Annotated in this window: 22 protein-coding genes; 9 read left to right on the top strand and 13 right to left on the bottom strand. The window is 66.3% G+C overall.

What is annotated here, in order from left to right:
- Window positions 1–73: 73 nt before the first annotated feature.
- Window positions 74–361 (top strand): putative quinol monooxygenase, encoded by a 288-nt coding sequence (locus H7J93_RS03450; RefSeq protein WP_267305045.1) that lies wholly within the window; start codon window positions 74–76, stop codon window positions 359–361.
- A 3-nt stretch (window positions 362–364) separates the two neighbouring features.
- On the opposite strand, the gene H7J93_RS03445 is transcribed toward H7J93_RS03450, so the two are convergent.
- Window positions 365–1,279 carry a bifunctional helix-turn-helix transcriptional regulator/GNAT family N-acetyltransferase gene (locus tag H7J93_RS03445; protein ID WP_267304892.1) on the bottom strand — a complete coding sequence of 305 codons (915 nt, stop codon included), beginning with the start codon at window positions 1,277–1,279 and terminating at the stop codon, window positions 365–367.
- Window positions 1,280–1,512: 233 nt separating this feature from the next.
- Here H7J93_RS03445 and H7J93_RS03440 point away from each other — a divergent pair, with 233 nt between their 5' ends.
- Window positions 1,513–2,397 carry a cyclopropane mycolic acid synthase family methyltransferase gene (locus tag H7J93_RS03440; protein WP_267304891.1) on the top strand — a complete coding sequence of 295 codons (885 nt, stop codon included), beginning with the start codon at window positions 1,513–1,515 and terminating at the stop codon, window positions 2,395–2,397.
- On the opposite strand, the gene H7J93_RS03435 is transcribed toward H7J93_RS03440, so the two are convergent.
- The 3 genes from H7J93_RS03435 to H7J93_RS03425 all read right to left on the bottom strand — a co-directional run bounded on the left by H7J93_RS03435 (window position 2,394) and on the right by H7J93_RS03425 (window position 5,381).
- Window positions 2,394–2,630: a hypothetical protein gene (locus H7J93_RS03435; protein ID WP_267305044.1), complete on the bottom strand. Its 237-nt coding sequence runs from the start codon at window positions 2,628–2,630 to the stop codon at window positions 2,394–2,396. The genes H7J93_RS03440 and H7J93_RS03435 overlap by 4 nt on opposite strands.
- A complete protein-coding gene (locus H7J93_RS03430) occupies window positions 2,630–4,474 on the bottom strand; it encodes an MFS transporter (protein ID WP_308204903.1) in 1,845 nt (614 codons plus the stop codon). Before H7J93_RS03430 ends, H7J93_RS03435 begins: the two co-directional genes overlap by 1 nt.
- Before the next feature lie 64 nt (window positions 4,475–4,538).
- The gene (locus tag H7J93_RS03425) at window positions 4,539–5,381 is read right to left on the bottom strand and encodes an alpha/beta fold hydrolase (RefSeq protein WP_267304890.1); all 843 of its coding nucleotides are present in this window, start codon (window positions 5,379–5,381) and stop codon (window positions 4,539–4,541) included.
- Window positions 5,382–5,439: 58 nt separating this feature from the next.
- On the opposite strand from H7J93_RS03425, the gene H7J93_RS03420 reads away from it, so the two are divergent.
- Together H7J93_RS03420 and H7J93_RS03415 are read left to right on the top strand one after the other, a co-directional pair.
- Entirely contained in the window at window positions 5,440–6,075 is a 636-nt protein-coding gene (locus H7J93_RS03420) for a TetR/AcrR family transcriptional regulator (RefSeq protein ID WP_267304889.1), read from the top strand.
- 8 nt (window positions 6,076–6,083) lie between these two features.
- The gene (locus H7J93_RS03415; RefSeq protein ID WP_267304888.1) at window positions 6,084–6,617 is read left to right on the top strand and encodes a lipoprotein LppJ family protein; all 534 of its coding nucleotides are present in this window, start codon (window positions 6,084–6,086) and stop codon (window positions 6,615–6,617) included.
- Here the strand turns inward: H7J93_RS03415 and H7J93_RS03410 are convergent.
- From H7J93_RS03410 to H7J93_RS03395, 4 genes are all read right to left on the bottom strand, one after another.
- Window positions 6,607–7,119 carry a GNAT family N-acetyltransferase gene (locus H7J93_RS03410; protein ID WP_267304887.1) on the bottom strand — a complete coding sequence of 171 codons (513 nt, stop codon included), beginning with the start codon at window positions 7,117–7,119 and terminating at the stop codon, window positions 6,607–6,609. The genes H7J93_RS03415 and H7J93_RS03410 overlap by 11 nt on opposite strands.
- A gap of 9 nt (window positions 7,120–7,128) precedes the next feature.
- Window positions 7,129–7,506, bottom strand: coding sequence for a thiol-disulfide oxidoreductase DCC family protein (locus H7J93_RS03405; protein WP_267304886.1), 378 nt, complete (start codon window positions 7,504–7,506; stop codon window positions 7,129–7,131).
- Between the two features lie 70 nt (window positions 7,507–7,576).
- A complete protein-coding gene (gene speB, locus H7J93_RS03400; protein WP_083151012.1) occupies window positions 7,577–8,572 on the bottom strand; it encodes an agmatinase in 996 nt (331 codons plus the stop codon).
- Between the two features lie 67 nt (window positions 8,573–8,639).
- Window positions 8,640–9,092 carry an acyl-CoA thioesterase gene (locus tag H7J93_RS03395; RefSeq protein WP_267304885.1) on the bottom strand — a complete coding sequence of 151 codons (453 nt, stop codon included), beginning with the start codon at window positions 9,090–9,092 and terminating at the stop codon, window positions 8,640–8,642.
- Window positions 9,093–9,203: 111 nt separating this feature from the next.
- On the opposite strand from H7J93_RS03395, the gene H7J93_RS03390 reads away from it, so the two are divergent.
- Together H7J93_RS03390 and H7J93_RS03385 are read left to right on the top strand one after the other, a co-directional pair.
- On the top strand, window positions 9,204–10,082 hold the full coding sequence (locus H7J93_RS03390) for a hypothetical protein (RefSeq protein ID WP_267304884.1): 879 nt from the start codon (window positions 9,204–9,206) through the stop codon (window positions 10,080–10,082).
- A gap of 51 nt (window positions 10,083–10,133) precedes the next feature.
- On the top strand, window positions 10,134–11,075 hold the full coding sequence (locus H7J93_RS03385) for a threonine ammonia-lyase (RefSeq protein ID WP_267305043.1): 942 nt from the start codon (window positions 10,134–10,136) through the stop codon (window positions 11,073–11,075).
- A 4-nt stretch (window positions 11,076–11,079) separates the two neighbouring features.
- Here the strand turns inward: H7J93_RS03385 and H7J93_RS03380 are convergent, their stop codons facing one another.
- Window positions 11,080–12,558 (bottom strand): peptide MFS transporter, encoded by a 1,479-nt coding sequence (locus H7J93_RS03380; RefSeq protein WP_267304883.1) that lies wholly within the window; start codon window positions 12,556–12,558, stop codon window positions 11,080–11,082.
- Between the two features lie 223 nt (window positions 12,559–12,781).
- Between H7J93_RS03380 and H7J93_RS03375 the strand changes: the two genes are divergently transcribed.
- The 3 genes from H7J93_RS03375 (at window position 12,782) to H7J93_RS03365 (ending at window position 15,621) form a co-directional block, all read left to right on the top strand.
- Complete coding sequence (locus H7J93_RS03375; RefSeq protein ID WP_267304882.1) at window positions 12,782–14,146, top strand: DUF7159 family protein; 1,365 nt, start codon at window positions 12,782–12,784, stop codon at window positions 14,144–14,146.
- Window positions 14,143–14,760 (top strand): Pr6Pr family membrane protein, encoded by a 618-nt coding sequence (locus H7J93_RS03370; protein WP_267304881.1) that lies wholly within the window; start codon window positions 14,143–14,145, stop codon window positions 14,758–14,760. Before H7J93_RS03375 ends, H7J93_RS03370 begins: the two co-directional genes overlap by 4 nt.
- 123 nt (window positions 14,761–14,883) lie before the next feature.
- Complete coding sequence (locus H7J93_RS03365) at window positions 14,884–15,621, top strand: L,D-transpeptidase (RefSeq protein ID WP_308204902.1); 738 nt, start codon at window positions 14,884–14,886, stop codon at window positions 15,619–15,621.
- 24 nt (window positions 15,622–15,645) lie between these two features.
- Here the strand turns inward: H7J93_RS03365 and H7J93_RS03360 are convergent, their stop codons facing one another.
- Genes H7J93_RS03360 through H7J93_RS03345 form a run of 4 tightly spaced genes read right to left on the bottom strand, consistent with a single transcriptional unit; the run spans window position 15,646 to window position 17,894 of the window.
- Entirely contained in the window at window positions 15,646–16,311 is a 666-nt protein-coding gene (locus tag H7J93_RS03360) for a sterol desaturase family protein (RefSeq protein ID WP_267304880.1), read from the bottom strand.
- Window positions 16,308–17,030 carry a FadR/GntR family transcriptional regulator gene (locus tag H7J93_RS03355; RefSeq protein ID WP_267304879.1) on the bottom strand — a complete coding sequence of 241 codons (723 nt, stop codon included), beginning with the start codon at window positions 17,028–17,030 and terminating at the stop codon, window positions 16,308–16,310. Before H7J93_RS03355 ends, H7J93_RS03360 begins: the two co-directional genes overlap by 4 nt.
- Before the next feature lie 52 nt (window positions 17,031–17,082).
- Entirely contained in the window at window positions 17,083–17,457 is a 375-nt protein-coding gene (locus tag H7J93_RS03350) for a nuclear transport factor 2 family protein (RefSeq protein ID WP_267304878.1), read from the bottom strand.
- Between the two features lie 17 nt (window positions 17,458–17,474).
- Window positions 17,475–17,894: a lipoprotein LpqH gene (locus H7J93_RS03345; RefSeq protein ID WP_267304877.1), complete on the bottom strand. Its 420-nt coding sequence runs from the start codon at window positions 17,892–17,894 to the stop codon at window positions 17,475–17,477.
- Window positions 17,895–17,907 lie beyond the last annotated feature (13 nt).

The raw sequence follows: 17,907 nt of genomic DNA, 5'->3' as shown, positions 1-17,907 counted from the left end.
AAGTCCGATGACTTTCGTTCTGTGCAGCGGTCTCAACACCAAGCACCTCGAGCGAAAGCGGATGGAGGTTTTCGTGGTTATCGTCGCCGGCCACATCACCGTCGACCCCTCGGAGCGCGATGTGTATCTGGCGGGCTGCGTCGACGTCGTTCGCCAGGCACGCACCAGCGCGGGCTGTCTCGACTTTGCGTTGTCGGCCGACCTCGTCGACGCGGGCCGAATCAACATCTTCGAACGCTGGGAATCGCAGGCCGCGGTCGAGGCGTTTCGCGGCAGCGGTGTCGGTGACGAACAGGGCGCGGCCATCGTCATCGCGTCGGTCGCGGAATTCGACGTGGGCTCCTCCCGCGACCTCAGTTGAGCGCTACAGGTCGCGTGACCAGTACTCGCCGACAAGGTCGTGCCCGAAGCTGTGGTGTGCTTCGCGGCGATCGCACCGGAACCCGGCGTGTTCGTAGATCCGCCGCGCGGCCACCAGGACGTCGTTGGTCCACAACGTGATTCGTGCATAGCCCGACCTCTTCGCGAAGCGCAGGCACCCGTCGACGAGCCGTGTCCCGACGCCGTGGCCGCGGGCCTGCGGCTCGACGAGCAGCAGGCGAAGCTGCGCGGTATCGGGTTGATCGGTGGCCGTGCAGAACACGCAACCCACGCGGGCGCCGTCCAGCTCCGCGATCCAGCAGGCCTCGCGTCCGGCGTCGCGACGTTCGGCGAAGTCGGCGACGACGCGGGCGACCAGCGCTTCGAATGTGGCGTCCCATCCGTACTCCGCGGCATAACGTGCACCGTGACGCTCCACCACCCAGCCGAGGTCGCCGGGCTCGGGTGGGCGAATGACGACGCCTGCGCGCGGTTCAGGGGCGCCGAGGACGCCTCTGATGCGGCGCATAGATGTGACGAGTTCCTGACGCTGGGTGTCGTCCAGCGGGGTCAACAGGGCATCGATCGCCTGGGCCTGTAACCGGTCGAGTTCGGCGAAGGCGCGCCGGCCGTCGTCGGTCAGCCGGATGGTCTGACGACGGCCGTCAGCCGCGGAGCGTTCCCGAACGATCAGACCTGCGGTGCTGAACGCGCCCAGGATGCGGCTCAGGTAGCCGGCGTCGAGATCGAGTTCGCCCCGCAGGTCTGAGGCGGAGAGTCCGTTGCTGCGGGCCAGCTCGTAGAGCACCCTGGCCTCGGTCAGACCAAATGGCGCGCCCGCGAGGTCCGGTCGCAACAAGCCGAGGACGCGCGTGTAGAAGCGATTGAATCGACGGACTTCGTCGATGACCCCCGGCATAGTTGCTATCGTCAACTAATTAGTTGCTGCCGTCAACTAGTGCCGTCACCAGGGCCGGAGAATATTCGCTGGCGTCAGTATCTGAATCGAGACGACGTGCGATATCTCTGGCGAGGCCAAACTGGGTTGTCTTATGTACTGTGCGTAAACTGCGCAGATAACGGGGGAGGCACCCGCACCGGGTGGGGGCCTCGCATATGTTCGGAAAATCGATAAACGTCAGAGGCTAAAACTTGCCAGATTCGACCAGCGACGCTCAGGACCTCAAACCGCACTTTGAGAATGTCCAGTCGCACTACGACCTGTCGGACGAGTTCTTCCGACTGTTCCTCGATCCGACGCAGACGTACAGCTGCGCCTACTTCGAGCGTGATGACATGACGCTGGAGGAAGCGCAGATCGCCAAGATCGACCTGTCGCTCGGCAAGCTGGACCTCAAGCCCGGCATGACGCTTCTCGACATCGGCTGCGGCTGGGGCGCCACGCTCAACCGCGCTCTGGAGAAGTACGACGTCAACGTCATCGGGCTCACGCTGAGCGAGAACCAGAAGGCTCACGTGGAGAAGGTGTTCGCCGCCTCACCCAGTACCCGCACCAAGCGCGTGATGCTGCAGGGGTGGGAGCAGTTCGACCAACCGGTCGACCGCATCGTGTCGATCGGCGCCTTCGAGCACTTCGGACGCGACCGGTACGACGACTTCTTCAAGAAGGCCTACGCCGTGTTGCCCGACGACGGGGTGATGATGGTGCACACCATCATCAAGCCCGAGGACAAGGAATTCCTGGACAAGGGCTTGAAGCTGACCATGAGAATCGTTCGATTCTCGAAGTTCATCATGGACGAGATCTTCCCCGGCGGGGATCTGCCGAAGCCCTCTCAGCTCGAAAGTCACGCCGCCGAGGCCGGCTTCCATCTCAAGCAGGCCCAGCGACTGCGCCTGCACTACGCGCGCACGCTGGACATCTGGGCGGAGAAGCTGTCCGCCCGCAAGGATGAGGCCATCGCGATCCAGTCCCAAGAGGTCTACGACCGGTACATGAAGTACCTGACCGGGTGTGCCGATCTCTTCCGTGAGGGCTACACCGACATCTGCCAGTTCACGCTGACCAAGAGCTAGCGTCGGCGCAGCCGCCGCCAAATGCGCAGCGGCAGCAGCCCGATCAGCGGTGCGCGCTTGCCGAGATCGTCGGCGTCGCGCTTGTTGAAGGCGGTGGCATAGCGGGTGGCCTCCTCGGCGCTCCCGTATTCCTTTGCGCCGCTTGACCCTCCGCATCGCTCACACGCCCATCGCATGGTGGGCCCCTTCGTGGAGAACGTCGGCTGATGGCCGAACACCCGGCAGCGCAGCATCACGCCTCTGGGCCGCCATCCTGCGTCGGCAGCGCGATGAGTCCGCGGCGCTGACGGACGATCCGGTTCTCTGCCAACGCTTCCCGCATCGCCCTGCGAAACGCACCGGGTCCCCAGTACCGGGCGCCGACTGCTCTGTGCAGATCGCGCACGCGTATCGGCTGATGTTCGGCGACGGCGCGGGCGATCGTCTCGATCTCATGGTCGAGCGCGGTGTCGAGGGACCCGGGACTCGGCGACTCCCGCCACGCCGCGTTCCACCCCGCGGAAGGCCCCGGTCGGTAGCGTCGAGCACCGGATTGCATCGCGCGCTGCCGCTCAGCCCGTGCTGCGATCCGTGCCGCGCGTGCCTGCCGCTCGTCGGCTTCGGCGGATTCGTCGGGTTCAGCGGATTCATCTGATTCGGCGGTGGTGAGCGGTTGCGCGAGATCCTCCAGGTTCTTGCCTTCTGCCTTCACACCGAACATCAACTCGACGATCCCGCCGACCGCCATCACCGCGGCACCGATGAGGAACGAGATGGCCACCAGTCCGCGGTCACCGGTGTCGATCAGCTGGCCGAAGAGCAGAGGTCCGGAGATGCCGCCGATCGCCGTGCCGACTGCGTAGAAGAACGCGATCGCCAACGCTCGAGTCTCCATCGGGAAGATCTCGCTGACGGTGAGGTAGGCGGCACTGGCACCCGAGGACGCCAGGAAGAAGCAGGCGGACAGCACCGCGATGAAGAGCACGACTCCGCCGACTTCCCCGAAGAAGAGCGCGGTGAGTACGACGGCTATCGCCGCGGATCCCAGGTATGCGAACGCGATCATCGCTTTGCGCCCCACGGTGTCGAACAACCGGCCCAACAACAGCGGCCCCGCGAAATTGCTCAACGCCCATACGACGAAAAACAGCGGGACCGTCCCCGACGCCACACCATAGAAGGTGCCAAGCAACGTGCCGAGGTTGAACGTGAAGGCGTTGTACAGGAAGGCCTGACCGATGAACAGCGCCAAGCCGAGGATCGCGCGCTTGGGGTACTGAGTGAATGCGACCTTGGCGATCTCGACGAACGAGATCGTCTTGCGCGGCCGGATCGTCAGCGACCCCTCGGGTTCGGAGAGCCGCTCGCTGGTTTCGCGCTCCACCTCCTCTTCGATCTCGCGGACGATCCGTTCGGCCTCGTCTTCGTGCCCGTGGATGAACAGCCAGCGCGGACTCTCCGGAACGTTGCGCCTGACAATCAGCACCGCGAGCCCGAAGACGGCGCCGATGCCGAAGGCCAGCCGCCAGCCCAGGTCCTGTGGGAACAGCGAAGTGTTCAGCAACAGAAGGGCGCCCACCGCACCGCCGGCCGCGCCCAGCCAGTAGGACCCGTTGATGATGAGGTCGACGCGACCGCGGACACGTGCGGGGATCAACTCGTCGATCGCGGAGTTGATCGCGGCGTACTCGCCGCCGATACCGGCCCCGGTGAAGAAGCGTGCGATGAAGAAGTACCACGGCGCGAACGCGAATGCCGTTGCGACCGTGGCCGCCAGGTACACGGCGAGCGTCAGGATGAACAGTTTCTTGCGGCCGAACCGATCGGTGAGCTGACCGAAGAACAAGGCGCCCAGACATGCGCCCGCGATGTAGATCGCGGCGGCGATGCCGATCTGACCGGCGGTGAGTTCGATTCCGCTGCCGGGCTCGGTGAGCCGCTCAGCGACGTTGCCGACCATCGTGACCTCGAGGCCGTCGAGGACCCATACGCCCCCGAGACCGAGCACCACTCGCCAGTGGAATCTGGACCAGGGCAGGCGATCCAGCCGGCTAGGCACCTGCGTCGTGATCGTCCCGGTCGAAACGTCCGCGGTCATCGGAGCCTCCTGTCGTCCCGACCGGAGTACCCGCCTGACGCAAAATAATCCGCGATCGGTCAGGTCAGCGCGATTTGGCTCCCACTTCGGTGATCGCGTCGATCACCGCCGACGGCGCATCCAACGAGACGAAGGTGCGCGCATCGGGCACCTCGATCAGCGTCGAATTCGGGAACTGGGCCGCCAGTCGGGCGCCCAGGGCGGGGGTGAAGGCCCGGTCGCGCTGACCCCAGACAATGCTGACCGGCTTGGTGAAGCGATGCAGCCGTGTCGACACGTCGGTCAGGTCGGTCTTGGCGACGGCTCGCAACAGCCGCGCGAGATCGCGTCGGATCCGGACGTCTGTGCGGGCCGGCTCCAGCCACGACGCCGTCAGCTGCGGATCGGGTTTGAGAAGCAGTCCGAAGCCGAGCGGAGAATGCCGCAGCGCCTTGATCCGCATCTGCTCGAACAGCACCTTGATCGATACCGGCCCACGCAGGAGTGCGAACACGAGGGTGAACGGGAACGGTGGAAACTTGTCGAACGCATCGCAGTTCGTCAAAACCAGCCGCCCCACGCGGTCGGGGTACGCGTCGATGACCAATTGACACAACCCGCCGCCGGTGTCGTTGCCGACGAGCGTGACGTCGGCCAGTCCGAGCTTGTCGATGAAGTCGCGGATCATGGCTGCCACCGACTGCGGTGAGAGTTCGGCGTCGGGGTTGGCCGGAATCGTGTGCGAGCCGAGGGGCCAGTTCGGCAGATAGCAGCGGTAGCCCTGACGCGCCAGGCCGTCGGCGACGCGGTCCCAGAGCCTGCTGTCGACGAGGATTCCGTGCACGAAGACCACGGGCGGATGCGGCGAATCCTCTGGACCCAACACGCGATAGTCGATGGTGGCTTGATCCAGTGCGACCTGCGGCATATTCGCTATCCTTCCCCTAACTTACAAACACTTGGTATGAAAGTTACGTGCAGACTGTATGAAAGTCAACGATCGGGGAGCGGCGCCGCCGACGGCCAGGCGCACCCAGGCGCAGCGGACGGCAGCGACGCGCGCGCTGTTGATCGATGCCGGCCGAAAGCTGTTCGCCGACAAGGGCTTCACCGAGGTCTCCACCCAGGCGATCGTGGCCGCCGCCGGGGTCACCCGCGGGGCGCTGTACCACCAGTTCGGCGACAAGGTGGGCCTGTTCGCGGCGGTGTACGAGCAGATCGAGCGGGATCTCGTCGAGGACATCGCCCGTCAGATCGCCGAACTCCAGCCCCTCGATCCGCTGGAGGCGATGCGGGTCGGGGCCCGCTTGTTCCTCGACGGGTGCGCGGCACCCGATGTGCAGCAGATCGTCCTGATCGACGCCCCGGCGGTGCTGGGGTGGGACCGCTGGCGTGAAGTCGGGGTCAAGTACGGGCTCGGGGTGATCGAGGGAATGCTCGCCCACGCGATCGCCGAGAAAGCCATCCCGCAACAACCCCTGCGTCCCACGGCGCATGTCTTGCTCGGCGCGCTCGACGAGGCGGCGCTCTACGTGTCCCGCGCGGCCGACCGGAAGCGAGCGCGTAGCGAGATGGACGCCGTGTGTGAGCGGTTGATCAGCGGGATCGCCGGCGGCGGGTAGCTTCGCTCATGACCAGCGGTGGGTGGCTCCGAACGCGGCAGGCGAAGGCGCTGTTGTGGATGTCTCTTGTGCTGTCGCTCGTGCTGGGGACGGCGCTCGTCGTGGTCCACCGGCAGGACATCGTTCTGTACGGCACGCCCATGACCGATGATCAGGCGGCGGCGCAGGTGGTCCACGCGGCCAAGCAGATCGTCGCCGAGGCGCACCTACAGGACGCCAGCGGCGCCTACTCGTTCATGTCGTGCGGACACGAGAACGGGCCGCCCTACCAAGCGACCTTCTGCATGAATTTCCGTCTGCTACATGACGACTGGCCGCGATATCTGGACGAGGTCGCCTCGGCGATGATCGTCTACGGCTGGGTGGACGCCCCCACCACAGCAGAGCGCTTCGGGCGCAAGCTCACCAGCGGCGGGGTCATCGCCGAGGTGCAACGCGACGTCGACGACCCGGCCTTCGGAACGATCCGACTCTACGGGGAGTGCCGAAACTTCGGGGACCACCGCAACGACAACCCGGCGTGGACCGAGGTCAGTCTGTGACGTCGCCGAGGCCGCGTTGCAGCAGAAGAGTGTCGAGCCATCGACCATGCTTGAACCCGACCGCAGTCAGCCGCCCAGCGTCGACGAATCCCCGGTTACGGTGCAGCGCAAGGGAAGCCGCGCCATCGGCGTCCACAATGACAGCGATGACCTGGCGAATGCCGACGCCGGCGCAGTCCGACAGCAGGGTATCGAGCAGCCTGCCGCCGATGCCCAGTCCGACCGCGTCGGGTGCCAGGTAAACCGAGTCTTCCACGGTGTGGCGGTAGGCCGGCCGCGTCTTCCACGGCATGCAGTAGCCGTAACCCGCCACCTCGCCGTCCAATGTCGCTGTGACGAAAGGTAATTCGCGCTCGGTGATGACCTCGAAGCGCCGCCGCCACTCGTCGCGGTCCGGGGGAGTCAGCTCGAACGTTGCGACGCCGCCGAATACGTAATGCGCGTAGATGTCGGCGATCCCGTCGAGGTCCTCGACGACCGCTCGCCGGATCGCGATGTCCAATCGGTCCCCTCAGCAGGAGACCGGATGCGACTCGCAGAACGGCGTCTTACCCGGGAAACGGTAACGATGATCGGCGACCCACCGGTAGACCGCGTCCTCCGCCTGCCGGATGCCCGGTATGCGATAGACCAGGAGAGGCAGTCGGGTGCCGAGGGCAACCGATACCGCGGCACTCGCCGCCTCGGCGCCGGAGTACACGTCTCCCGACTGGTCCAGCCAGCGCACGGAATCGAGCAGCCGATCAGCGGGTACGCCAAGGCGCTCGGCCACGTTCGGCCCCTGCAGCGGCTCCGTCTCGAGGTTGCCCGTCCGGTTGTGTCGGACCAGGAAATCGCGCGCCCGTGTGCACATTCCGCAGTTGCCGTCGAAGAACAGAGTTCCGGCCATGAGCTCATTGTCCTCCCGGCGTCGCCAAGGCAACACCCCGCCGGGACCGAGATCACACCTGGCGGCGACGCTAGCGCGCGGGCGGACCCGGGGGTGCGGCGTCCGGGGCGGCGTCGCGGCGACGCGCGGCCATCCCGCCGAGCGCTTCGAAAACCACCCGATGCGCAGCGTTGACGGTGAGTTCGGCGTGGTCGTAGGCGGGTGCCACCTCGACGACGTCGACACCCACGACGTCGTGCTCGCGGCAGAGCTGGCGCACCAGCCGCAGCAGATCCGCGGTGGTGATACCCCCGGGTTCGGGCGTGCCGGTGCCGGGCGCATGCGCGGGGTCGAGGACGTCGATGTCGACGGACACGTACAGCTTCTCCGCCTTGGCGAGCGCCTCGTTCACGGCGTCGCGCATGACCTCCTTGAAGCCGCGATCCCAAATCTCCTGCATGGTGTGCCACGTCATGCGTTGCTCTTGCATCCACTCGAACGTGTCCTGCGGCGGCCAGTAACCGCGAAGGCCGACCTGGACGAAATGGCTGCCGGGCACCGCGCCGGACTCGATGAGTCGACGCATCGGTGTGCCGTGGCTGGCCAGGTTGCCCTCGATTTCGTCGGCGGTATCGGCGTGCGCGTCGAAGTGCACGATGCCGACGTTGCCGTACCCGTGCACGTCGGCCACAGCGGTCGCGGCGGGCCAGGTGATCGAGTGGTCGCCACCGAGGATGACCGGCACGATGCCGCGGGACGCGATCGCGTGCACACGCTCGCGGATGTTGTTGTGCGAGACCTCGGTCTGTCCGTGGGGGCAGTACGCGTCGCCGAAGTCGACGACTTCGAGCCAGTCGAAGATCTCCAGCCCGAGATCCAGGTGGTACGTGCCCGGCTCGTAGGCGGTGGCCCGGATGGCCCTTGGGCCGAATCGCGCACCCGGCCGGTTCGTGGTCCCGACGTCGAACGGTGCCCCGACGATCGCCACGTCGGGGCGCCACGACTCGAGCTGTTCGACCTCGGTGAGGAACGGGCGATGCCCGAACGACGCCACACCGGCGTAGGCCAGTTCTAGTTGCTCGACCATCCCCGGCGGAAGATCTCGCTGATGACCGTGATCGTGCCCCATCCCTTGACCGTACCTTCGCAGTGGCTCACTCGGACGCGTTACGCGCTTGACGCTCAACCGAAGTCAGCGCCTCGCGCAGCGTCGGTGGGATCTGGCGTTTGGCCCAGTCGTCGGTGGAGACCACCACATAGACGTTGCGGCCACGCACCGCGGGCTGCTGAGCGATGTCGGCGACAGTGTCGCCCTTGCTGCGCCACACCGTGAAACCGAGGGTGAAGCTGGTGGATCCGATTGCCTCACAGTGCACCTCGACCCGCACCGAGTCGCGCCACCTGACCGGTCCCTTGAAATCGATATCGCTGTGCACGACCTGGATGTCGTGCCCGCCGGCGATCAAGCCCGGGTAGGTGACGTCGAGGTGGTCGAGGAACGCCGTACACGCCTCGTCGAACCAGGTGAGGTAGTGACCGTTGAACACGACACCCTGTTGATCGACCTCCGCGTAACGCGGCACGATCGGCAACGAAAACGAGGCCACGGCATCACCCTATCGAGCACATCCGACCGGGTCGTAGCGAGTTGGCCGACTTCAGGTCAGCAACGATTCCCGCCGTTACGATCGTCGCGTGGGCACGGGCGGGCGACGGTCATGACCTCTGGCGAGGGCTGGCAGGCGCCCAACCCCGCCGACGGTGGCCGGGAGGTCCGGCAACGGCCCGAGCCCACGACCGAACGGTTGCTCACCTGGTGGCAGCGGGCGTTGCGATGGATCGCGTGGCTGACGTTTCTGGGACTGGCGATCTGGAATTCGCAGAGCGTCTCCTTCGGCCCGTGGGAGTGGCTCGCACTCGTCGCCGCGATCGCCATCAGCATCTGGTGTATGGCCAAGCCGTTGGGCGGTCCCAAGGTCGAACTGTCCGACCCGACGCACCTGCTCGGATCGTTCGTGTCCAAGACCAATTGGGCGCTGGTGATCATCGGTGCGCTGCTCACGATCGGTGGTGTCGCAGGGGCGGGGGCGGCGATCTACGACATGTCCACGGGGCGGGCGAGTTTCGGTGACGTCCTCAGAGACATCGCGATCTTCGTCGAAGGCTGGTTCGCCGAACTCATCGCTCCCACCTACGATGCCGAACTCGAGAAGACCCACGCATACGCGCTGTTCCTGCTCCTCCTGCCCGGTCTGCTTCTGTTGTGGTTCAACCTCATTCCGCTCGTCAAGCGAGGCAGCGAATTCCAGGTCCACGAAGACGGTTCGGTGTCGGTGCGTCGCGGCGACAGCTGGGAGCCGCTGTTGGAATACCAGTACGCGACGGTGACGGCCGACGGTGTCACGTTCGAGTTCATCCCGCCGCCGGACGGCCCGCCCGCGATTCGACTGCCCGCCGACCGGGTGTTCTCGCGCGAATACGGCGTACGACTGAAGAACAAGGTCAGCGCAGAGTTCTTCCGCCGATTGCTGGCAGGCCGTGGATTCGACATCGAAGGCCCGGCAACGGGAAGCAATTTCACCGCGCGCCGCAAATAGGTGGGGGCCTGGCAACGGCTGACCGTAGTCGACAAGACTGAGTCGGTGGACATGGTGACCATCGATGACATCAGGTCGGCGGCGACGCGGATTCGCGCCTTCGCCGTGCGCACGCCGCTGCTGCAGGCCTTGTGGGCCGACGACGATCGGCCACTGTGGATCAAGCCGGAGAACCTCCAGCCCATCGGTGCCTTCAAGGTCCGCGGGGCGTTCAGCGCGATCGGCAACCTCGATGAATCCGTCCGCACCCGCGGCGTCGTCGCCTATTCCAGCGGCAACCACGCCCAGGCCGTGGCCTACGCCGCCGCGGTATTTGCGATTCCAGCGCACATCGTCATGCCGAAGGAAACTCCGGCGGTCAAGGTCGACGCCACGCGTGCGCACGGCGCCGAAGTGGTGCTCTGTGAGGCGGGCCAGCGCGAACGAGTCGCGGCCGAGGTGCTCGAGGAGACCGGCGGGGTTTTGGTCCCGCCGTTCGACCATCCCGACATCATCGCCGGGCAGGGCACGATCGGCCTGGAGATTGGCGACGACCTTCCGACGGTGGAGAACGTGCTCGTCCCAGTCAGCGGCGGCGGCTTGGCCTCCGGGGTCGGCACGGCGATCAAGGCGCTGTGCCCGCAGGCGCGAGTGTTCGGCGTGGAACCCGAACTCGCCGCCGACACCGCCGAAGGACTTGCGAAGGGCCATCGGGTCGATTGGTCGATCGAGGACCGGAATCGCACCATCGCCGACGGTCTGCGGTCACAACCGTCGGAGTTGACGTTCGCCCATCTTCAGAAGGTGCTCGACGGCGTGATCACCGTGTCCGAGAGCGAGATCCGCAGTGCTGTACGGGAACTCGCGCTCAAGGCGCACCTCGTCAGCGAACCCAGCGGTGCGGTCGCGCTGGCCGCCTACCGACAGCGCCGAATCCCGCCCGGCCGCACCGTGATGGTGCTCTCCGGCGGCAACATCGAACCCCACGCGCTCACCGACATCCTGGCGGGCTAGCGCGTCAGTGCACGCCCTCCATCAACCGGCTGATCCAGGGCGACAGCGCGAACACGACCACACCCGCGGCGATGGCGACTCCGCCGAGGATGCCGAAGTAGGCGAACTCGCGGGCCGGATCGTAATAACCCGACAGCACACCCGACATCGCCGTGCCGAGACCGACGGAGAAGAAGTACAGCGCCATCATCTGCGCCCGAAATGCTTCGGGCGCAAGCTTTGTCGTGACCGACAACCCGATCGGTGACAGCAGCAACTCGGAAATCGCGAACACCGCCATGATGCCGATCACCAGCAGCGCCGGGACCGACCGTCCCGTCGTGCCCGCCATCGGCAGGAACAACAGGAACGCCAATCCCATGCCGATCACGCCGTAGGCGAACTTTCGCGGGGTGGTGGGTGCACGCGTACCGAGCCGCGTCCACATGGCCGCGAACACCGGTGAAAGCAGGATGATCCAGACCGGCTCGATCGAGCCGATCCAGTTCGACGGGGCGGTCCAACCGAAGATCGACCAGTTCATCCGCTCGTCCGAGTAGACCGCGAGCACGGTGAAGATCTGCTGGAACAGCGACCAGAACACCGCGTTCGCGATGAACAGCGGTATGAAGGCGCGTAGCCTCGTCCGTTCGATCTGCACCACCTTCGAACTGGTCAGCATCACGACGAAATAGACAATCGACGCCGCCACGATGACCCCAGTTGTGACATGCGACAGATTCGACAGCTCGACCAGACCGGTGGCGAACGCCGCGACGATCACCGCAACGATCAGGACGCCGAGACCCGCAACCCAGCCGAAAGCACTGCGGGGCAACGGGTTCGGCACAGTGCGGCCATGGTCGCCGAGGTTGCGCCGGAAGATGACGTACTGCGTCAGTCCGAGGGCCATACCGACGGCAGCGGCCCCGAACCCCCAGTGGAAGCCGATCCTGGTCTGCAGCAGGCCGGTGACGAGCGGTCCGATGAACGCGCCCAGATTGATGCCCAGGTAGAACAGGGTGAAACCGCCGTCGCAGCGGGGGTCGCCCTTTTCGTAGAGCGTGCCGAGCAGCGACGACGCATTGGCTTTCAGTGCGCCCGACCCCAGCGCCACCAGCACCAGGCCCACCGCGACACCGACGAGGTCCGGTACGACGGCGAGCGCGATGTGGCCGCACATCACCACCACGCCTCCGTAGAGGACGGTGCGCTCCATACCGAGCACCCGGTCGGCGATCCAGCCGCCGAGGACGGTGGACAGATACACCAGGCCGCCGTACGCGCCGACGATGCCGGTCGCGGTCGCCTTGGGCAGTTCGAGGCCACCGTCGGTCAGCGAGTAATAGAGGTAGTACCCGAGGATCGTGAGCATCCCGTAGAACGAGAATCGCTCCCAGAGTTCGACGCCGAACAGGTTGGTCAGGCCGATGGGATGACCGAATACGGTGCGCCCTGCGGGGCCGCCTTCGACCTGTCCCGCGGCATGTTCCGCAGTTGCCATGCGGGTCACGATGCCACCCGGGCCGGCTTTCGGTGACGGATCGAACGAGTCGAAATTCGGGCAAAGATGCTGTTGGAGGACTTGCAGTGCGTTTCAGGGCCACAGCACATCCCGATGCGGCGAGCTCGTCAGGCGGAACAATGCCCGGTGAGCCGAAGCTTGCGGGCGCGGGTAAGGTCACCCCGGACAGGTGGACGTCCGGATCGGTTTCAGAAGGGCAAGAGTGGACACCGTACTCGGTTTGTCGGTGACGCCGGCCGCCGTCGGTCTGGTTCTCGTTGAGGGGCAGGACGCCGACGGCTCCACGGTCGACCGCGAGGCCTTTGAGATCGTGTCCGGCCGGCATGCGACGCCCCGCCAGGCGTCAGATCAGGCGGCCGCCGCCGTCCTGCGCACCGAGGCCATCGCGGCCTCGCGAGGCCAGCGGCTCCATTCGATCGGCGTCACCTGGAGTGACGGCGCCGCCGCCGAGGCCTCATTGCTGCTGAAGTCGTTGTCCGAATGCGGGTTCGACAACATCGTGCCGGTGCGGCTGCCGGAGGCGACTGAAGCCTTGGCATGGGGTATCTCCGATGTTCTCGGATACCAGGTCACCGCCGTGTGTGTGATCGAGCCCGACACCGTGATCATGCTCATCGTTCACGAGGCCGTCGGGGCTGTTCAGACCGCCGTCAACCACGCCATTGACACCGAAGAGGCGTTGGTCCGATGGTTGAGCACCGTTTTCGCCGGCGCCGACTGGCGGCCGGAGGCGCTTGTCGTGGTGGGTTCCGGCGGTGGCGTCCACTCGGCGATCCCGCGGCTCGAAGACATTTTGTCGGTGCCCGTGTTCGTCCCGGCCGAGTCCGAGCTCGCGCTGGCGCGTGGCGCGGCGCTCGCGTCGGCGCACAACACGGCATTCATCCAGATCGGTAGGGGTCAAAGCGAAAAGGCCCGCCGGCGGCCCGCGCGCGAAAGCCGTCGACAGCTGACGCAGACCGGCCCGCTGGCCATGCTGGTCGCCGGTGCGGTGACCTTCGTCGCGTCGGTGTCGGTGGCCGTCAGCATGGAGATGACGCCGGAGCGGGACACCGCGGTGCAGGAGCCGCGGCCCGCGGCCAAGGCGTCCCCGGACATCGCGAGCGCGGGGGTGCGCGTCGCGCTTCCCGAGACCCCACGGCCCGCCGCCGTCCCGGAGCTCGCCGAGGAATTGCCGTTGCCCCCGCCGGAGGCCCCGCCCGTCGAGGCCGAGCTGCCGCCGGAGAGCCTCGTCGAGGTACCGGCAGAACCGGCCGTCGCTCTGCCGGATGCGCCCGCGCTGCCGCCGGAAGCGCCGGTGCTGCCCGAACCGGGCCTTCCCGTCGAAGCGCTGCCGCCGCCGGGTGTCCCGCCAGCGCCGGGTCTGGTGCCCGCCCAGCCGACCCCCGTGCCTCCGCAGCGGCCCGGCCTGCTGACCAGGATCAGGGACCGGCTGTCGAACATCGGCGGAAATGACGATCAGCAGCAGGCGCCCCCGCCTGCCGCGCCGCTGCCGGCCGGGGTCCCGCAGGACCCCGCGGCACTCGCCCCGCCGGCGCCCGAAGCGCCACCGCTGCCGCCGCCGCAGTGACGTCCGTCGGCACCGGCCCCGCTGTTCTGCGCCTGGTGCTGCGCGTCGCGATAGTCTCGGCGGTGCTTATCGCCATGGTCGCGGTCGAGATTTCGTCGCGCTCAGGGGTGATGTGGCGACTGTTCACGTTCACCTATCAGGCCGCCGTCCTCGCCGCGGCGTACTACGCATTGACACTCGCGTGGCCCCGCGCCGACGCTCGGGTAGGACTACGAGGGGCAGTCGTCCTCTATGTCGTGATCGCCGGCGTCGTCTGGAATCTCCTGTTGACCGGCCGCAGCATGGGCTATACGCCTGCGAACATCCTGCTACACGTCGTCGTCCCCGTTCTGGCCCTTGCCGACTGGCTCCTCGTCGGACGCGGTCGGGGACGGGTGTACTGGTGGCATCCCGTGGCCTGGCTGGCCTACCCCGCGGCATATGTCGTGCTGGCCGTGGTCGTCCTCAACGAGGCCGGCCGGCGCGCGCCGTATCTCTTCCTGGATCCCGACAGCGTCGGGCTGGCCGCAGTGGTGCTCAACGTTTGTGTGCTGGGCGGCTGCGTGCTCGCCGTCGGGTATGCGTTGCTGGCGGTCAACCGACTGGCGACGCCGGCCAGGATCGACGCCGTCTGAAACGTTCTGAACGGCGAATTCGATCACTGTTCGTAATGGATGACACCGCCAACGACGACATGCGGGATCGCCTGGAACTTGCGGAATCCGGGCCAACTCGCTCCGACGAACTAGGATAAAAGTGTGCTGAAACTTCGAATCGTGGCCGTGGTCGGCCTCATGGTGGCCGCGATGTCGGGGTCCGTCGCAACCGTCTCGGCGGGCGTCGCCGTCCCGACGGACGTGGTGAGCATCTCGCCGTCGGGTGTGACGGTCGGTGTGGCCCACCCGATCACGGTGACCTTCGCCGGCGACATCGCCGACCGCGCTGCCGCCGAGCGTCGTATCGAGATCGCTTCACCGACGGTGCCGGTCGGGAACTTCACCTGGCTCAACGATCGTGTTCTGCAATGGAACCCGACCGAGTTCTGGCCCGCTCACAGCACCATCTCGTTGAGTGTCGGCGACATCAAGACAAGTTTTGAGACCGGGGCGGCCACGGTAGGTGTGGCCAGCATCAGCAACCACACCTTCACAGTCAGCGTGGACGGCGAGGTGCTGCGCGAAATGCCCGCGTCGATGGGCAAGTACGGGTTCGCCACGCCGGTCGGTAACTTCACCGCGCTGGAGAAGCAAGCGACCGTGATCATGGATTCGCGGACCATCGGCATCCCGCTCGACGACCCGGAGGGCTACAAGCTCACCGTTTACGACGCGGTCCGCGTCACCTGGGGCGGGGTCTACGTGCACGGCGCCCCATGGTCGGTCGGTTCGCAGGGGTACGAGAACGTCAGCCACGGCTGCATCAACCTCAGCCCGGACAACGCTGACTGGTACTACAACATGGTCCGGATCGGCGATCCGATCATCATCGAGGCCTAGCGTCGACTCGGGCGTCGACCCGGGCTACGCCGCGACCTCGGCGTGCAGGTTTTTCGCGGTAGGTGAGTTCTCGACGGCAGCCGGGTCGGGGTACGTCCGCAGCACCCGGTCTGCCGTACCTGAACTGGTGACCGTGAACCAGTAGTGCTCGTTCTTGTAGTGGTGGTTCCGGTGATTGCGCCAGATCGCCCGATAGACACGGGTTTTCGGCTTGTAGTCGGTATGGATCAGGTAGTGGGTCCACTCGTAGACGAGGCCTGCCGCCGCGATGCAGACCAGGTAGGTCAGACCCATGCCGAGCCGGGGGAACGCCAACAGTGCGACCCCGATCGTCAGCGGAAGCACCCATGTCACAAGCGATTTCCACGGGATGAAGATCAGCGGGATGTTGCGCGGATCGGCATGGTGGGCCCGGTGCTCCCTCGAGAGCAACGGGTCGACCGTCAGGGAGCCGACCCGCTTCGGGCGCCAGTGCAGGATGAACACGTGGATCATCCACTCGAAGAACGGAAAGAGCGCGACCATCACCAGCGGCACGAGCGCATCGGTGAGCTGCCAGTCGCCCACGATGACGCGAGCGACGCATGCGGCGCTGAGCACGGCGCCAATCATCCAGGGGGAGGGGTGTTTAGCGAATTCGCGGGCGGCGTCCGCAAGGGTGAGCTTCTTGCGTGAGCTGGCGGTGGTCATGCTTGGTCCTTCAGGTCGTCAAGGGCGGTGAGCAGAGCGGTGGTCGCGGGCTCGAGCAGATCGTGGGCGGCCTGCCTGGCGCGTTCGGGATTACCCGCGGCGATCGCGTCGGCCAGCGCGCGATACGCCTGCGGGCGGCCCACCTCGTCGGACATCACCGCGGCAAGGGCGGGCAGCGCCGGCTCGTAGGTCGCGCGCATCGTGTTGTACATCAGCCGGAACGCGATGGAATCCGCGCCGTCGACAACGTGATCCCAGAACGTCAGGGCGCAGCGCTGCTGTTCGATGGGATCGTTCTCGTCAGCCAGCGCGCGCAATGCGGCGTCGAGAAGTCCAGCCAATTCGGGGGAGCGACGCTGGGCAGCGAGCTCGGCTACCTTCGGGCCGTTGTGCAACCTGGTCTCCAGGATGCTACGCACCACGGACACGTCGAGTTCGCCCCCGCGGATGAGCAGCCGGGGGAGCAGGTCGAGACCCGCGTGGCGCCGGAAGTCACGGACTGTCGTGGCGTCACCCTGCCGCACCTCGACCAGCCCCGCCGCGGTGAGGCGTTTGAGCGCCTCGCGAACTGCGGGCCTTGATACGCCGAGTACCTCGGCGAGCCTGCGCTCACTGGGCAGTGCCTCGCCGGGCTGCATCTCGCCACTGAGTACCTCGGCGACGATCTGCTCGAAGACGTCCTCGGGCACCGATCGACGGTTCACCGGTTGTAGGGCCATGCCGCCAGGGTGCCAGGCGACAGGCCAGAGGTCAAGTGGTCAGACCAGTGAATCAACCAGCGGCGAGCCGCTCCTTCATCGCCTCCGCCACCGCGAGGACGGCCTGCATCGGCCGAAGCATCACGGTGAACTCCTCGATGGCGCCATTCTCGTCGAGCCGGATGAAATCGCAGCCCTCCAGCTGTTTCTCGCCGACCCGGGCCTTGAACATGAGCGCATGGTCGCGATCCCCGTCGGCGCCGATTTCACGGGTGTAGCCGAAGTCTTCGAACACGTCGATGACGGCGGCGAGAATCTCTCGCATCGCCTCGCGGCCCTTGTACGGCGTGAACACGACCGGGCTGTTGAAGACGACGTCCTCGCGAAGCAGGGCGACGGCGGCGTCGAGGTCGCGGGCTTCGATTGCGCTGCGGAATGGATGCACCATAGGGCGCAGCCTATGGGTCAGCAGTTGGCTTCGATGCGGAAGGTCGCCGTCACTGCCTTACTCGGGTTGTCGGTGAACGAACCGTCGGCCGACCCGGTGATCGTGAACTTCCCGCCGTCGCCCGTCACGTCGGCCTTACCGATGCGCCCCTGCCAGAAGGTGCCGGTGAAGCCGGCAAAGTCGCGAAAGTCGACCGACTGCACCGAGACCTCGCCATTGGTGTCCAAGAACGCGGTCAGCGTGGTCGGCTCGCCGGGCGTCTTGATGTTCCACATCCACCCGGTCTGCGAACACACCACGGCATGAGCATCACCGGTGCTCTTGCCGTCGATGGTCACTTTCGCCGTGGTGCCGCCGAGAGCGGCCGGCGGCGTCGAGCAGCCTGCCGCGGCGGCGGCCAGCGCGACGGCTGCCGCAGCAACGAGTCGATTGTCCATGTCGCCAGACTCT

Source organism: Mycobacterium barrassiae, assembly GCF_025822765.1.
Taxonomy (GTDB): domain Bacteria; phylum Actinomycetota; class Actinomycetes; order Mycobacteriales; family Mycobacteriaceae; genus Mycobacterium; species Mycobacterium barrassiae.
The sequence above is the reverse complement of the archived record's forward strand: the minus strand, read 5'-3'. Positions and strand labels throughout refer to the sequence as shown.